The organism is Streptomyces sp. NPDC048258 (assembly GCF_043201995.1).
Classification (GTDB): domain Bacteria; phylum Actinomycetota; class Actinomycetes; order Streptomycetales; family Streptomycetaceae; genus Streptomyces.
Genome location: NZ_JBICZH010000008.1, coordinates 210,821 through 226,486 on the forward strand (window position 1 = coordinate 210,821; position 15,666 = coordinate 226,486).

Consider the following 15,666-nt stretch of genomic DNA (forward strand, 5'->3'; position numbering starts at 1 on the left):
TGCCCAGCGTGGTCGTCGAGCGCCGTGTCGAGTGGACCGACACCGACGCCGCCGGCCACTACCACCACTCCACCGTCGTGCGCTGGGTCGAGGCGGCCGAGGCCGTCCTGCTGCACCGCCTGGGCCTGGCCCACCTGTTCGGCAGCACGCCGCGCGTCCACTTCGACGCGGACTACCGGGCACGGCTCTGGTTCGGGGACGCGGTCCGGACCGAGCTGAGGGTCACCAAGGTCGGCGGCAGCTCACTCCACTACGCGTTCACGGTCCACGGGGAGCAGGGGGTGGAGGCGGCCACCGGAACCATGGTCGTCGCCCATTCCGCCGCCCGTGCGACCGGGACGACCCCCTGGCCCGACGACGTACGGGCCGCGCTCACCACCGCGGGCCCGCAGCGGGCCGAACTCCTCATCGCTTCGGAACCACTGGGAGGCACGCCGTGCGCGTGGCAGTCATAGGAGGAGGACCCGGCGGGCTGTACTTCGCGGCCCTGGCCAAGCAGCTCTCCCCGCACTGGGAGGTCACCGTCTGGGAGCGCAACGCCCCCGACGACACCTTCGGCTTCGGGGTCGTCTTCTCCGACGAGACCCTCGACGGCATCGCGCAGGCCGATCGCGAGACCTATGAGGCCATGTCCGCGGAGTTCGCCCGCTGGACCGACATCGACATCCGCTACCGGGACCGGACCCTCACCTCCGGCGGCCACGGCTTCGCCGCCCTCGGCCGGCGGCACCTGCTGCGGATCCTCCAGGCGCGCTGCGCCGCCCTCGCGGTGGACGTCCGCTACCGCACCCAGGCCCCGCCGGCCGCCGAACTGGCCGCCGCGTACGACCTGGTGGTGGCCTGCGACGGCGTACGGTCGGCCACCCGAGCCGCCTACGCCGACTCCTTCGGCCCCGACCTCGACGAACGCGCCGGCCGCTACATGTGGCTCGGCACCGACAAGGTCTTCGAGGCCTTCACCTTCATCGTCGACGAGCAGGACTTCGGCACGCTCCAGGTGCACGCCTACCCGTACGACGACACCCGCTCCACCTTCATCGTGGAAATGGCCGAGGACGCCTGGCGGCGCGCGGGCTTCGAGGAGTTCGCCGGGAAGGACCATCCGCCGGGCACGAGCGACGTGGACAGCATCCGGCGCTGCGAGGAGCTCCTCGCCGGGCATCTCGACGGCCACCGGCTGATCCCCAACAACTCCAAGTGGCTGCGCTTCACCACGGTGCGCAACCGCACCTGGCGCCACGGCAATGTCGTCCTCCTCGGGGACGCCGCCCACACCGCCCACTTCTCCATCGGCTCCGGTACCAAACTCGCCATGGAGGACGCCCTCGCCCTGGCCGCCTGCCTGCACGAACACCCGGACGTGCCGACGGCGCTCGCCGCGTACGAGGAGGAGCGCAAGCCGGTCGTGGAGTCCACCCAGCGTGCCGCCCAGGCCAGCCTGGAGTGGTTCGAGAACATCGGCCGGTACACCGGCCAGGAACCGCACCAGTTCGCCTTCAACCTCCTGACCCGCAGCCGCCGCGTCACCTACGACAACCTGCGCGAGCGCGACGCGGGCTTCACCGGGGCCGTCAACTCGGCGTCCTGCGACCCCGCTTCGCCGGACGTCCCGCCGATGTTCCGGCCGTTCCGCCTCGGTGGCCTGCTGCTCCGCAACCGGGTCGTCGTACCGCCCACCGCGCTGGACACCGCGCGGGAGGGAGTCCCCGGCGACTTCGACCTCGTCCACCTCAGCACCCAGGCGCTGGGCGGCTCCGGCCTGGTCCTCGCCGGAATGACCGCCGTCAGCGCCGACGGCCGCAGCGGCCCCGGCTGCCCCGGGCTGTGGACGGACGAACAGGAAGCGGCCTGGCGGCGCGTCACCGACTTCGTCCACGGCCAGTCCGACACCTGCCTCGGCATCCAGCTCACCCACGCCGGTCGCCGCGCGACCACCGGCGACGGGCCGCCGATCGCCGCCTCGGGCCTGGCCTGGGACGAGCACAGCCGGGTCCCGCGCGAGGCCGACCGGGCCGACATGGACGTGCTCGTACGGGACTTCGCGGCGGCGGCCCGGCGCGCCGACCGGGCCGGCTTCGACGTCCTGGAACTCCAGTACGGGCACGGCCACCTGCTCTCCGGCTTCCTGTCGCCGCTGACCAACCTCCGCACCGACGCCTACGGCGGCGACCTGGCGGGACGGCTGCGCCTGCCGCTCGAAGTGCTGCGCGCCGTACGGGCGGTGTGGCCCTTCGGGAAGGCGCTGATCGTGCGGATCTCCGCCGCCGACTGGGCCGACGGCGGCCTCAGCGAGGCCGACGCCGTGGCCGTCGCCCGCGCCCTCGCCGAGGCGGGCGCCGACGCCATCGACGTCTCCACCGGTGAGGTCGTCGCCCACGAGCGGCCCCGCTACGGCCGCAGCTACCAGACCCCGTACGCCGACCTGATCCGCAACGCCACCGGGGTCCCCACCATCGCCGTCGGCGCGATCTCCACGTACGACGACGTGAACTCGATCATCCTGGCCGGCCGGGCCGACCTCTGCGGTGTCGGCCGCGCCCAGCTCCACGATCCCCTGTGGACCCTGCACGCCGCGGCCGCCCAGGGCTACCAGGGGCCCGCGGCGCCCTGGGCGCGGTCCTGGGCGGCGGGGCGCAGCCGCCCGCCCGCCGCGCGCACCGACCGGGTACCGCCCCGGCTCGAACTCCTGCGGAAGCCCGCCCCGCCCGTCCACCGGCGCTGGCTGCCGCGCGCACCCGCACCCGCCCACCGATAGGGGGAGCTCCTCATGGACAACCTGCGCCGCTTCACGGCGGCGGCCGTCCAGGCCGCACCCGTCTACCTCGACCCCGCCGCAACCGTCGACAAGGCCGTCGCCCTGATCGCCGAGGCGGCGGGCAACGGCGCCGAACTCGTCGTGTTCCCCGAGGTGTTCGTCCCCGGATACCCGTACTGGAACTGGACGATGAACCCGGTCCAGGGGTCGCCCTGGTTCGAACGGCTCCAGCGGGCCTCGGTCGACGTGCCCGGCCCCCACGTCGACACCCTGCGCACCGCCGCCCGGCAGTACGGCGTCACACTCGTCATCGGCGTCAACGAGCGGGTCCCGTACAGCCTCGGCGTCCTCCACAACACCTTGCTCACCATCTCCCCGGACGGCGAACTCCTGGGCGTGCACCGCAAGCTGGTGCCCACCTGGGCGGAGAAGCTCACCTGGACCGGCGGGGACGGCAGCTCGCTGCGCGTGCACTCCACCCCCGTCGGGCCGCTCGGCGTGCTGGCCTGCGGCGAGAACACCAACACCCTGGCCCGTTTCGCCCTGCTCGCCCAGGGCGAACTGATCCACGCCTCCTGCTACATCGCCCTGCCGGTGGCCCCCGCCGACTACGACATGGCGGACGCCATCGCCGTCCGCACCGCCGCCCACAGCTTCGAGGGCAAGGTCTTCTCCGTCGTCGCCTGCTCCACCGTCTCCCCGGAGATCGTCGACGCCCTCGCCGGGGACGACGAGGAACTGCGCAAGCAGTTCACCCGCCCGCGCAGCGCGCTGTCGGGCATCTTCGGCCCCGACGGCCGCCCCGTCTCCGAACCGCTCGTCGACGACGAGGGAATCGTCTACGGCGAGATCGACCTCGCCCGCTGCATCCAGCCCAAGCAGATGCACGACATCGTCGGCCACTACAACCGCTTCGACGTCTTCCGCCTCGAAGTCGACAACCGCCCCCGCCCGCCGGTGACGTTCACCGTGCCCCCGGCCCCACCGACCACCCCCTCCGAGGAGGACGCATGACCACGGAACAGGACGACACCGCGCTCGGCCGTGCCCGGGTGTCCGACACCCCCGAACTCACCGCCTACTACGAAGAGCTCGGCGCCCTCGACGCCGGCGCCCTGTGGACCGTCGCCAACGACATCGAGCCCTGGTACCCGCAGCCCAGGTCCGTTCCCGTGCTGTGGCGTTACGCGGACCTGCGCCCGCTCGTCCACAAGGCCCTCGGGCTCGTCAAGGCCGACGACGCGGGCCGCCGCGTGGTCATGCTCGTCAACCCCGGCCGCCGGGACGTCAGCGCCGCGGCCGGACTCCTCTACACGGGCCTGCAGATCATGGGCCCCGGCGAGGCCATGACCGCACACCGCCACCAGGCCGCCGCCCTGCGCTTCGTCCACGAGGGCACCGGGGCCTGGACGGTCGTCGACGGCCAGAAACTGAAGGTCGGCCCCCGCGATTTCGCCATCACCCCGAACGGCACCTGGCACGAACACGGCAACGATGCCGACGACGCGCCCGTCATCTGGCAGGACGGACTCGACATCCCCCTGGTCAACGCCCTGGACGCCGGGTTCTACGAGGTGCACCCCGAGCTGCACCAGACCCCGGGAAAGGTCATCAACTCCTCCGTCCTGACCTACGCCGCCCATCTGCTGCCGAACGGCACGGAGAAGTGGACCCGGCCGTACTCGCCGCTGCTCGCCTACCCGTGGGAGCCCACGTACGAGGCGCTGCTGGGCCTGGCCGAGGCGACCGAGGGCTCCCCGTACGACGGGGTCATCGCCGAGTACACCAATCCGGTCACCGGCGGCTCCGTCATGCCCACCATGGGCGCCCACATGCAGCTGCTGCGCCCGGGCCAGGCCACGAAGGCCCACCGCCACACCGGCTCGGTGATCTACACGGCGGCCAAGGGGCGCGGGGTCTCGGTGATCGCGGGCCGGCGCTTCGAGTGGACGGAGGGAGACATCTTCTGCGTCCCGTCCTGGGCCTGGCACGAGCACCAGAACCCGGACCGGTCCGAGGACGCCTGTCTCTTCTCCTTCAACGACTTCCCCGTCATGCGCTCGCTCGGTTTCCACCGGGAAGAGGCGTACGCCGACCACGGCGGCCACCAGCCCGTCACCGCCTGACCCCCGAGGAGCCTCCATGCGACTGCTGACCTTCACCACCGGCGATTCCACACTGCGCCTCGGCGCCGAGTCCGACGGCCTCGTCTTCGACCTCGCCGCCCTGGCCGACCACGCGGGCGTCCCCCTCCCGTACGACCTGCTCTCCCTCATCCAGGCGGGCCCCGCCGTCCTGGAGGCCGCCCGGCGCCTGGTCGCCGAGGCTGCCGCGAGCCGCCCGGCCGGCGCCGTCCACCGGCTGGACGACGTCACCCTGCGCGCCCCGCACCGCCCCGGCAAGATCATCGGGGTCGGCCTCAACTACATCGAGCACGTGGAGGAGTCCAGCCGCAGCCTGGACACCGACCGGGACCTCCCCCCGCGCCCCGTCCTGTTCTCCAAGCCCGCCACCGCCGTCACCGGCCCGGGGCAGCCCATCCTGCACAACGCCGATCTCACCACCCAGCTCGACTGGGAGTGCGAACTCGCCGTCGTCATCGGCCGCACCGCCTTCCGGGTGACCGAGGAGGAGGCGTACGAGCACATCTTCGGCTTCGGCATCGTCAACGACATCAGCGCCCGCGACCAGCGCCGCTCCGGCCAGTGGTTCTTCTCCAAGGGCCAGGACTCCTACGCCCCCTTCGGCCCGGTCGTCGTGACGGCGGACGCGATCCCGGACCCCATGGCCCTGGACCTGTCGCTGCGGGTCAACGGCGTCACCAAGCAGAAGTCGAACACCCGGCACATGCTCTTCCCCATCGCCCGCCTCATCGCCGACATCAGCTCCGGGGTGACCCTGGAGCCCGGTGACGTCATCGCGACGGGTTCCCCGTCCGGCGTCGGCGCCGGCATGGTCCCGCCGGAGTTCCTCGTCCCCGGTGACACCGTGGAGGCCACCGTCGAGCTGATCGGCACCCTGACCAACCCCGTCGTCGACGCCCGCTGAGGAGTACCCGTGCCCTCCCGCACCTACCGCATCGGCCAGATCGTGCCGAGCTCCAACGTCACCATGGAAACCGAGGTACCCGCGATCCTGCGGGCCCGCCGCAGCCTCGTACCCGACGAGGACTTCACCTTCCACTCCAGCCGGATGCGCATGACCCATGTGACGCCGGAGCAGCTCAAGGCCATGGACGCCGACTCCGACCGCTGCGCCGTGGAACTCTCCGACGCCCGCGTCGACGTCCTCGGGTACGCCTGCCTCGTCGCCATCATGAGCATGGGCCTCGGCTACCACCGTGCCGCCCAGGAACGGCTGCACCTGCGCACCGTGGAGAACGGCGGCCCGGCGCCCGTGGTCACCAGCGCCGGCGCCCTCGTCCACGGACTGCACACGATCGGCGCCCGGAAGATCGTGCTGCTCGCCCCCTACATGCGCCCGCTCACCCGAACCGTGGTCGACTACATCGGCCACGAGGGCATCGAGGTCCTGGACCACCGGGCCCTGGAGATCCCGGACAACCTCGACGTCGCCGCCCACGACCCGGCCCGGCTGCCCGGACTCGCCCGGGCGCTGGAGTACTCCGACGCGGACGCGGTCGTCCTCTCCGCGTGCGTGCAGATGCCGTCCCTGGGAGCCATCGAGGAGGCCGAACAGCTCCTGGGCAAGCCGGTCGTGTCCGCGGCCGTCTGCACCGCCCACCAGATGCTGCGTTCCCTGGACCTCGCGGCGGTGGCCCCGGGGGCCGGGCACCTGCTCTCGGGCGCGTACGCGCAGTCGCCGCTGCCCGCGTAGTCCGGAGGGGGCCCCGATATGATCGCGACCGCGTACAACGGAAGGCGATCATGTCGGACAGCCCCCTTCGGCCCAGCTCCTTGATCAACACGGTCTACGGGGCGTTCCTGCGCCGCCTCGGCGGCTGGATCTCCATCGCGGACCTGATCACGCTGATGGGGGAACTCGACGTCGACGGCCCGGCGGTCCGCTCGGCCATCTCGCGCCTCAAGAAGCGCGGAGTCCTCGAACCGGAGCGCCGCGGCGCCACCGGGTACCGCCTCAGCCCGGCCGCCCACCCCGTCTTCGACGAGGGCGACCGCCGGATCTTCGCCAGCCTCGAACCCGCGGACCTGGCCGACGGCTGGGTCATGGCGGTCTTCTCCGTACCGGAATCCGAGCGCTCCCACCGCTACCAGCTGCGCACCCGGCTGACCTGGCTCGGCTTCGGCAACATCGCCCCCGGCGTGTGGCTGGCGCCCGGACGGCTGCTCGACGACGCGCGCGGCATGCTCGAACGCCTCGGACTCAGCGACTACGTCCACCTGTTCGCCGCCGAGTACGCCGCCTTCAGCGACCTGCCCGAGACGGTGAGCTCGTGGTGGGACTTCCCCGCGATCCAGAAGCAGTACGCGGCCTTCACCGACGCCTACGCGCCCGTGGCGGACGCGCTGCTGAGCGCCGGTTCGGAGCCGGACCCCGCGCAGGCGTTCCGCCACTACGTGCCGCTGCTCACCCAGTGGCGCCGCCTCCCGTACCTCGACCCGGGCCTGCCGACCGAACTCCTGCCGGCGGACTGGAACGCGGTGGCGGCCCGCCAGGTGTTCCAGCGGCTCCACACGGTCCTGCTGGAACCGAGCCTGCGCCATGTCCAGGACGTGACGGGCCTGCCCGCCGCCGACTCGGCGCACGCCGACCAGGCGCACGCCGACTCGGCGGACGTCGGCTAGGGACGCAGCGGCGGCATGGTGACCGGCTCAGCCCGCCGGGCCCGATCGCGGCAGGATGATCGTGACCCCGCGCCCCGGGGCCGTGCCCATCGCGGCGAGCGCGGCCGGGGCCGCGTCGAGCGGGATCGTCGAGGTGACCAGCAGGTCCGGGCGCAGCACTCCGGCCCGGACCAGCTCCAGCATCGGCGGGTACGCGTGCGCCGCCATCCCGTGGCTGCCGAGGATCTCCAGCTCCCAGCCGATCACCCGCTCCATCGGCAGGACCGCCCCGCCGGCCGCCCCCGGCAGCAGCCCGACCTGCACGTGCCGTCCCCGCCGGCGCAGCCCGCCCACCGAGGCCGCGGCCGTCGCGGGCGAGCCCAGGGCGTCGAGCGAGAGATGCGCGCCCCCGCCCGTCAACTCCCGTACGGCCTGCGCTGTGTCCACGTCAGCGGCCGCGTCCACGCAGTGCGCGGCGCCGAACTTCCGCGCCAGTTCCAGCGCCCCGGGCGCCGTGTCCACGGCGACCACCCGCGCCCCGGCCGCCGCCGCGATCATCACCGCCGACAGCCCCACCCCGCCGCAGCCGTGCACGGCGACCCACTCGCCCGCCGCCACCCGCCCCCGCGCGACCACCGCCCGGAAGGCCGTCGCGAAGCGGCAGCCGAGCCCCGCCGCCGTCGCGTACGACAGCTCCCCGGGCACGGCCACCAGGTTCACGTCGGCATGGTCCAGGGCCACGTACTCGGCGAAGGAGCCCCAGTGCGTGAACCCGGGCTGCGTCTGCCGCGCGCACACCTGGTGGTCGCCCGCCGCACAGTCCGCGCAGCGTCCGCAGGCGCAGACGAACGGGGCCGTGACCCGGTCGCCGACCCGCCAGTTGGTGACACCGGTCCCCACCGCCTCCACCACCCCGGCCAGTTCGTGCCCGGGGACGTGGGGCAGCACGATGTCCGGGTCGTGCCCCATCCACCCGTGCCAGTCGCTGCGGCAGAGGCCGGTGGCCTCCACCCGCACCACCACCCCGCCCACCGGCGGACGCGGATCCGCCACCTCCCGGACCTCGGCCGGCTCGCCGTACCGTTCGAACACCACCGCGCGCATGGGACCGCCCTCCGCTCGAATTCCCCGCACGCTACCCGGCCTCGGACCCCGCCCGGGCCAGGACGAGCACGCCCGCGCAGATCAGGGCCAGGCCCAGCACCTGGGGGAGCAGCCACCAGTGGGCCCGCAGGTGCTCCTCGTACAGCAGCACGCCCAGCGCGACGCTGACGCCCGCGTCGCCGAGGGTCAGCGCGGGCTGCGAGGCGACCAGCGGGCCGCCCTGCATGGCGTGTTCGAGCAGGAGCAGGGCGCAGACTCCGCTCGCGGCGAAGGCGTACGTCTCCCAGGTCGTCAGGAACGCGCCGACGCCGCCCTCGTCGAGGACGTGCATGGCGGACTTCATCAGGGCGGCGGTGAGCGCGTAGCAGACGGCGGTGGCCGCGCCCAGGCAGCCCGCCCGCATCCGGCCGGGCGGCCGGCGCAGTCCGACCACGGCCAGTACGGCGACCGCCGCCGCGCAGGCCGCCAGGGCCAGGCCCCACCGGTCGAGCGGTACGCGCGTACGGTTGCCCTCGGGCGAGGCTGCCACCAGTACGATCCCCAGCCCGGCCACCACCCCCGCGACGGCGAGCCACGACGCACGCGGCAGCCGGTCGCGCGCCACCAGCGCGGCGATCAGCAGCGCGAGCGGCAGTTCCAGGACGAACAAGGGCTGTACGAGGGCCAGCGCGCCGGTCGCCAGCGCCGCGGCCTGCCCGACACCGGCCGCGATCACGGCCAGGATCCCGGCGAGCCACAGCGGCCGCCGCAGCAGGTCGAGGACCAGCCCGAACCGGAAGCCGTTGCTCTGCGGCACGGTGAGCGCGGCCCGCCGCTGGAGCACGGTGGCGAGCGCGTTGCTGAGCGCCGCGAACAGTGCGAAGAGGACCGGCAGGACGTAGCCCATGCCCCGATCCTCACCGATGCCGCGGGCCGTGGACGGTGCGACACCCCCGCCGGCCGACTCGGGCCCTACTCCCTCCCCGTGGCCCGCCGCAGGGCCAGCGCCGCCAGGGCCTCGGGGGCGCCCGACTGGCCGCGGACACCGGGGAAGGCGTTCACGTCCACGATCAGCGGCGTGCCGCCGCCCGCGTCGATGATGTCCACGCCGTAGACGTCCAGCGCGAACACCGTGCCGACCGACCGGACCAGGCCGGCCCACCCGGCCGGCAGTCCGTCCACGGCCAGCGGCCTGTTGGGCCCGCGGCCGCCGGGCGAGAGCTCGGAACGGCGCTGGGCCGCGAAGACCTGGTCCCCGATCGCCCACAGCTTGTGGTCCCAGCCGCTGTTGGGCGCGAACTCCTGCACCACCACCGGCTCCTGCGGCCACTCCAGCGCCAACTCCCGCAGCCGCACGGCGTCGTCCACCCGGGCCACCAGGTCGCCCCGGTAGCTGTACCGGCTCTTGACCACCACGGGGGAGGAGAACGAGGCGCCCGAGGCCCACGCGGAGAGCGGGCCGACGGTGCGGGTGGCGGCGAACGGCAGCCCGGCCCGCAGGGCGAGCTCCGCCATCGCCGTACGGTCCTGGCACAGCGCGGTCGCCGCCGACGTGTTGACGACGGGCGCGCCGCGCCGCTCCAGCCCCCGCGCGAGAGCCAGCGCCCGCTCGGTGCGCGACTTCAGCAGGTACACGTCGGCCAAGGGCGCGGCGGGGTCCGTTCCGGCCGGGTCGAGCGCTTCGACGAGGTGCTCCTTCGCCAGCAGCGCGGAGGCGCCCGCCAGCAGCGGGTGCCCCGGCTCCGGAGTGATCAGTCCGATCCTCACGCGCCGTCCCCCGCCCCCGCGGCCACCTGCGCCGGGATCGAGACGGGCAGCGTGTACGGGAGCGCCGACGCCGTCGCCGGGGGCGTGGAGCCGCCCGTACGCGCCAGGTCCAGCACCGCCCGGGCCACCCGCGCCGCCGCGTCCGGAACCTGACGGAAGCTCGGGAAGTCGTTCACGTCGACGACCACGGGCCCGTCGGGCCCGAGCAGCACGTCCACCCCGTACAGATCGAGCCCGTACACCGCCCCCACCTGCGCGGCGATCGCCGCGACCTCCGGCGACAGCGGCACGCGGCGCTCGCGCACCGAGGAGTCCGGGTGCAGCGGGGAGCAGCGCTCGGTGGCGAACAGCTCCCCGCCGACCCCGTACACCTTGATGTCGGTACCCGAGTTGGGCACGTACGGCTGGGCGATGAGCAGGCCCTCGCCCGCGAGGACGGGGAGCACCGCCTCCAGCCGCTCCGGCGAGGACACCAGGTGCACGGCCCGCCCGGAACTCCCGTCGGCGGGCTTGACGACGAGGGGGTACTCCGCCGCCGGTATCTCCCTCAGCAGCTCGGGGCGGGCCGCCGCGTAGGTCGGCGGCAGCGGAAGCCCGCGGGCGCGGCCGATGGCGGCGGCCAGCGCCTTGTCCCGTACGCCCCGGATGGACCGCGCGTCGTTGACCGTGGTCATCCCGGTCGCCGCCGCCGCTTCGAGCAGGGTCAGCCCCGGGCCGCCCGAGACCGTCTTCAGCACCCAGGCGTCGTGCGCGCCCGCCCGTACCGCCTCCGTCATGCGCAGCAGCGAGCCCCCCGGCCGCACCACGTCGACCTGGTGCCCCCACGCGGTCAGTTGCCGGATCACCTCGTTCGGCATGCCGTCGTGGCGGTAGTGCTCCTCCACCAGGAAGCAGAGCCTCATGGACCTTCCCCAAATTCCCCGGACGTCCGCCGATCCCGCCCGGCGAGTTGTGACGTCACAGGATGTCATGGACCACAATGTGATGATCGTCCTGCCTCGGGGGGCCTGCCGGGCCACGGTGGAGGCGATCACTCCAGGTGCGTCGTGGTGCCCAGCGCCGCGTCCCGGACCTCCGGTGCGGGGTGGCGGCGCAGGGCCCGCAGCAACTCGCGGCAGGGCTCCGGCCAGCCGTGGCGGGAGCCGAGGGCCGAGACGAGAGCGACCGCGAACAGCCCCGCCGCCGGGGCGCCGTCGCCCGCGAGGGCGGTGACGAGCTCCAGGGTCGCGGCGGTGTCAGGTGCCGGTTCGGCGCTCCGGTGGCGCTCGCGCAGCGCGGCCGCGGTGGTCGTCGCCAGTCCGGGGCGGTCCTCGTGCGCGGCGACGAGTTCCCGCAGGGCCGCCAGCTGCCGGGGCGCCGACGCGTGCGGTTCGACGGCACGGACCAGCAGGTTCGTACGGGTCGTGGTCAGGGACGGTTCGCCGGCCAGCTGCCGTGCCAGGGCGGCGGCCAGCCCGGCGTCGTCGCCGACCACGCGGGTCGCCAGCCAGCGCAGCCGCTGCCGGCCCGGGAGGTCGCCGTCCGCCTCGGCCTCCGGCCCGTCCCCGTCCCGTACGGCGGCCAGCAGCTGCTCGACCGTACGGTGCAGGGTGCTCCCGGGGGCGCCGCCGCCGACCGGGTGCTCCACGCCCGACGTGGCGATCTCCCCGAGCACCCAGGCCGCGTTGCGCCAGCTCCGGGCCCGGCGGGCCAGATCGCAGACCATCGCCCGTACCGTGTCGGCGGCCTCGGGCGCGTACGCGATCCAGTGGGGCAGTGCCCTGACCGCCGGCCCGGACGTGTCCCGGTCGGCGCGGGTCGCGAGCGTGGCCACCAGCCCCGCGTAGCGGGGCCGGTGGGACGGCGCCACGTCGAGCGGGCGCGTGCGCAGGACCGCGTGCCGCGCCGCCGCGTTGTCGGTGCCGACCGCGGTGTCCAGTAGCTCCCAGACCTCGCCGAAGGCGAGCAGCCGGGGAGCCAGGGCGACGGCCGCGGCCACCAGGTCGGGGTGGGCGGCCGGGTCGCGGCCGACCCGCGACAGCATCCGCGCCGCCCGGCCCGGCGGCAGGAAGCGCACCGCCAGCCGGACCGCCTCCTTACGGCTCGTCACCTTCGCCCCCTGGGGCGGGTCCAGCAGGCCGTCGAGCAACTCCGTCAGCCGGTCCGGCGCGGTCCCGGCCGCCGCCCGGCCCGCCGCGTACACCGCGACGCGCGCCCGGTCGCCGTCGGCGTGCGCGAGCAGTTCGCCTAGGGCGGCCCCGGGTTCGCCGTCCAGGACCGGGGCGGCCAGAGCGGCCTCGGCGAGCACGGTCTCCGCCGAGCCCGCGTACCGCCGTACGAGGGCCGGGCCGTGGCCGGGGACGCGGGCGGCGCGCCGGAGCACCGCCGCCCGCACCCGCGGCGGACTGGAGGTGTCGCCGACGGCGGCCTCCGCGAGCCGGGCGGCCGCTTCCTGCTGACGCGGAAGCCACCGGTCCGCGCAGGTGAAGACGGGGAGCGGCCGGTCGGCGCGCTCCCGCAGGAACCGGCCGTACGGCGGCCGTTCGGCCAGGATCCGGTCCAGCAGGTCGGTGCGGTGCGCGGACAGCACCTGCCGTACGGGCTCCAGCGCGGCCGCGGAGGGCTCGTCCGCCAGGAGGGACTCCACCCGCTCGCACCGCGTGGCGCGGTCCGCGAGCCAGGCCCGGGCCAGACGCGGGAAGTCGCTGTCGTCGCAGCGCCCGAGGGCCTCGGCGAGCAGCCGGCGGAGCTCCGGGACGCGGTGGGCCCGCGGGCCGAGGAGGCGGGTGAGCGCGACCAGCGGGCCGTATTCGCCCTTGTCGGCCGCGCCGTCGAGCCAGGGGCGCAGTGCTTCGACCACCTGCCGTTCGCGGCTGCGGCTCAGGGTGCTGGTCAGTGCGAGTCCCGTGGTGCCGGTCTCGGCGGCCAGCCGGCGCAGCGCGGCGAGGGCCCAGTCGAGGAGCGGGCCGGTGGACGGCTGCTCCAGCACGGCGAAGACGAGGCGGTCGAGGCACAACTGGGTAGCGGCGGACACGTCCCGGGCCTCCAGCGCGTCCCCCAGGACGCGGTCCAGGTGGCCGGGCACCTCCGCGTCGGCCGCCGCGGCGTCGGCGAGCAGCGGACCGGGCAGGGCGGCCAGCGCGCCGAGTGCGGACTGCCGTACGGGGTCACGGTCGTTGCGCAGGCGCCGGGCCATCATCGCGACCACCTCGGCCAGCGCGGCGTGGTCGCGGGCGTGGCCGGTGTTGGCGACGAGGTGTTCCCAGCCGGCCGCCCGGACGAGCGCCTCGTGGTCCCCGACCGCGGCGAGCAGTTCGCCGCGGGCTTCGGCGACCGGGAGCTGGGCCAGGAGCTGCAGACGGCCGGCCACGGCCGGGTTGCCCGTCTCCTTGAGGGCGAGGCCGCGCCGGGCCTCCGCGATCCGGCGCTCCCGGGGGAGTACCGCCAGCACGGCGGCGGGGAGTGCCTCCCCCCGGTCGGCTCCGCCCTGGGTGGCGGCGTCGTGGAACGCCGCTCGCCGGCCCGGGGGCAGTGCCTTCAGCAGCGCGGCCAGGTGGTTCGGCCGCTCCGCCCAGCGGCGCCCGAGGGCGGGCAGGGAGGCGGGGTCGGCCCGGACGATCCGGCGCAGCACGGACGGCGGCGGGAGCGGCTCGTTCCATCCGGTCCCGCGCCGCGGGGCGGTGAGCCAGCGCACGACGCGCTCGGCGTCGGCCGCGGCCAGGTCGCCGAGCCGGTCCGCCAGGACGTGGGGGAGCCGGGCCGGTCCGTACGCCTCCAGCAGGTCCAGTACCCGGCCCGGCTCGGCGCCCACAGCCACGGCGACGGCCGGAGCCTGGAGTTCCCACCAGTCGGCGCGCAGGGCGCTGGGCAGCGCGGCGAGTTCGCTCCGCGCCTGGTCCAGTACCGGGCCGGGGTGGAAGCGGGCGATCCGGCGCCGGTCGATGACGGCCGGCGCCAGCTCGGGCAGCAGCCGGGCCGTGAACGGGGTCCCGCAGGCCGGGAGGAGGGCGGCGGCCTCGCCGTCGCCCCAGCGCTCGCGCAGCTCCGGTACCAGCCGCTCGGCAAGCGCCTGCCGCGACCCGGCGAGGACGGCCTGCGTCAGCTGCCCGCGCACCAGGGCGGAGGCGTTCCCGTAGGCCGCCGCGATCGCCTCGTCCGGCACCGGCAGGGTGCGGACGGCCCGCAGGGCGTAGCGGCGCACCACGGGATCGGGGTCGGCCAGACGCTCCGTCAGGTACGCCGTGTGGCGCCCGGCGAGCGCGGCCAGCGCCGCCAGCCGGCGCTCGTACCGCCCGCGTCCGGCCAGATCGGCCAGGACGCCGGCCAGCGCGCCGGTGCGCGCGAGGTCCCGGGCGGTGGTGGCCAGCAGGCGCAGCCGGGCCGCGTGGGGGAGCGGGTCGAGCGAGTCCAGCAGCGAGCCGGCGGCGGGCGGAGTGTGTCGCATGGGGCCATTCTCCGGCACCGCTGATTTCCGGCCAGCGATATTCGAATGTACGGGCGCCCCGCCCCCTGTTAGGTTGATCGCGTGCCGAAGCTGAATCAGATCATCGCAGTGGAAAAGGGCGTCAAGTCCAAGTCCCTCCAGGAGCTTTCGCAGGCTCACCACGACGTCCAGAAGCCCGCCCTGCTGGCCGGTATCTCGCGGACCTACCAGCCCAAGGACGAGGAGGGCGAGCAGCTGCCGCCCGAGTCCACACGGGTTCAGGTCAAGGCGGAGGACGTGCTGCGGGCCACGGCCGGCACGCTGACGCGGCTCTTCGACGTGACGGCGACCAAGGACTGGGCGAACCGCACCGCGGCCGCCGACGTCGTCGTGGACGGCAGCGTCCTGCTGGCGCAGGTTCCCGTGCCCTACCTGCTCTTCCTGGAGAAGCAGCTCACGGACATGCACACCTTCGTGCGCAAGCTGCCGGTACTGGACGCGTCCGAGTCCTGGAACCTGGACCCCTCCACGGACTCCTGGAAGACGGAGCCGGTGCGCACCATCCGCACCAAGAAGGTGCCGCGCAACCACGTCAAGGCCGAGGCCACCGAGAAGCACCCGGCGCAGGTCGAGGTCTACTACGAGGACGTCCCGGTCGGTTACTGGACGACGGTGAAGTTCTCCGGCGCGCTGCCCGCCCGGCGGGTGAACGAACTGATCGACCGCGTGGAGAAGCTCCAGCAGGCCGTCAAGTTCGCCCGCGAGGAGGCCAACGGCACCGAGGTCACCGACCAGCGGGTCGGGGACGCGGTGTTCGGCTACCTGTTCAGGTAGCCCCAAGATCTCCCCCTGTATGTCTGCAGGGGGTGCGCGAGAGCGCAAGCTGAAACTGATGTTGAAGCTGAACAGGGGTG

12 protein-coding genes and 1 pseudogene are annotated in these 15,666 nt (G+C 74.4%); 8 read left to right on the forward strand and 5 right to left on the reverse strand.

Annotated elements, in window-relative coordinates:
- Window positions 1–65 precede the first annotated feature (65 nt).
- The 7 genes and pseudogenes from ACGFYQ_RS20285 to ACGFYQ_RS20315 all read left to right on the forward strand — a co-directional run.
- Window positions 66–455, forward strand: a pseudogene (locus ACGFYQ_RS20285) (acyl-CoA thioesterase); the annotation flags it as partial.
- The gene (locus tag ACGFYQ_RS20290; protein WP_393745693.1) at window positions 437–2,755 is read left to right on the forward strand and encodes an FAD-dependent monooxygenase; all 2,319 of its coding nucleotides are present in this window, start codon (window positions 437–439) and stop codon (window positions 2,753–2,755) included. The pseudogene ACGFYQ_RS20285 and the gene ACGFYQ_RS20290, both read left to right, overlap by 19 nt.
- Before the next feature lie 12 nt (window positions 2,756–2,767).
- The gene (locus ACGFYQ_RS20295; protein ID WP_393745695.1) at window positions 2,768–3,769 is read left to right on the forward strand and encodes a carbon-nitrogen hydrolase family protein; all 1,002 of its coding nucleotides are present in this window, start codon (window positions 2,768–2,770) and stop codon (window positions 3,767–3,769) included.
- Window positions 3,766–4,881, forward strand: a complete 1,116-nt coding sequence (locus ACGFYQ_RS20300) for a cupin domain-containing protein (protein ID WP_393745697.1) — start codon at window positions 3,766–3,768, stop codon at window positions 4,879–4,881. The genes ACGFYQ_RS20295 and ACGFYQ_RS20300 overlap by 4 nt, the downstream gene beginning before the upstream one ends.
- Window positions 4,882–4,897: 16 nt before the next feature.
- On the forward strand, window positions 4,898–5,803 hold the full coding sequence (locus ACGFYQ_RS20305; protein WP_393745699.1) for a fumarylacetoacetate hydrolase family protein: 906 nt from the start codon (window positions 4,898–4,900) through the stop codon (window positions 5,801–5,803).
- A gap of 63 nt (window positions 5,804–5,866) precedes the next feature.
- Window positions 5,867–6,592, forward strand: coding sequence for an Asp/Glu racemase (locus ACGFYQ_RS20310; RefSeq protein ID WP_393745933.1), 726 nt, complete (start codon window positions 5,867–5,869; stop codon window positions 6,590–6,592).
- Window positions 6,593–6,642: 50 nt separating this feature from the next.
- A complete protein-coding gene (locus ACGFYQ_RS20315; RefSeq protein WP_393745701.1) occupies window positions 6,643–7,521 on the forward strand; it encodes a PaaX family transcriptional regulator C-terminal domain-containing protein in 879 nt (292 codons plus the stop codon).
- Window positions 7,522–7,548: 27 nt separating this feature from the next.
- On the opposite strand, the gene ACGFYQ_RS20320 is transcribed toward ACGFYQ_RS20315, so the two are convergent.
- From ACGFYQ_RS20320 to ACGFYQ_RS20340, 5 genes are all read right to left on the reverse strand, one after another.
- Window positions 7,549–8,604, reverse strand: a complete 1,056-nt coding sequence (locus tag ACGFYQ_RS20320; RefSeq protein WP_393745703.1) for a zinc-dependent alcohol dehydrogenase family protein — start codon at window positions 8,602–8,604, stop codon at window positions 7,549–7,551.
- 31 nt (window positions 8,605–8,635) lie between these two features.
- The gene (locus ACGFYQ_RS20325) at window positions 8,636–9,490 is read right to left on the reverse strand and encodes a DMT family transporter (protein WP_393745705.1); all 855 of its coding nucleotides are present in this window, start codon (window positions 9,488–9,490) and stop codon (window positions 8,636–8,638) included.
- 65 nt (window positions 9,491–9,555) lie between these two features.
- Complete coding sequence (locus tag ACGFYQ_RS20330) at window positions 9,556–10,350, reverse strand: RimK family alpha-L-glutamate ligase (RefSeq protein ID WP_393745707.1); 795 nt, start codon at window positions 10,348–10,350, stop codon at window positions 9,556–9,558.
- Complete coding sequence (locus ACGFYQ_RS20335; protein ID WP_393745709.1) at window positions 10,347–11,252, reverse strand: RimK family alpha-L-glutamate ligase; 906 nt, start codon at window positions 11,250–11,252, stop codon at window positions 10,347–10,349. Before ACGFYQ_RS20335 ends, ACGFYQ_RS20330 begins: the two co-directional genes overlap by 4 nt.
- 128 nt (window positions 11,253–11,380) lie before the next feature.
- The gene (locus tag ACGFYQ_RS20340; RefSeq protein ID WP_393745711.1) at window positions 11,381–14,773 is read right to left on the reverse strand and encodes a hypothetical protein; all 3,393 of its coding nucleotides are present in this window, start codon (window positions 14,771–14,773) and stop codon (window positions 11,381–11,383) included.
- 81 nt (window positions 14,774–14,854) lie between these two features.
- On the opposite strand from ACGFYQ_RS20340, the gene ACGFYQ_RS20345 reads away from it, so the two are divergent.
- Entirely contained in the window at window positions 14,855–15,586 is a 732-nt protein-coding gene (locus tag ACGFYQ_RS20345; protein ID WP_393745713.1) for a hypothetical protein, read from the forward strand.
- The last annotated feature ends 80 nt before the right edge of the window (window positions 15,587–15,666 follow it).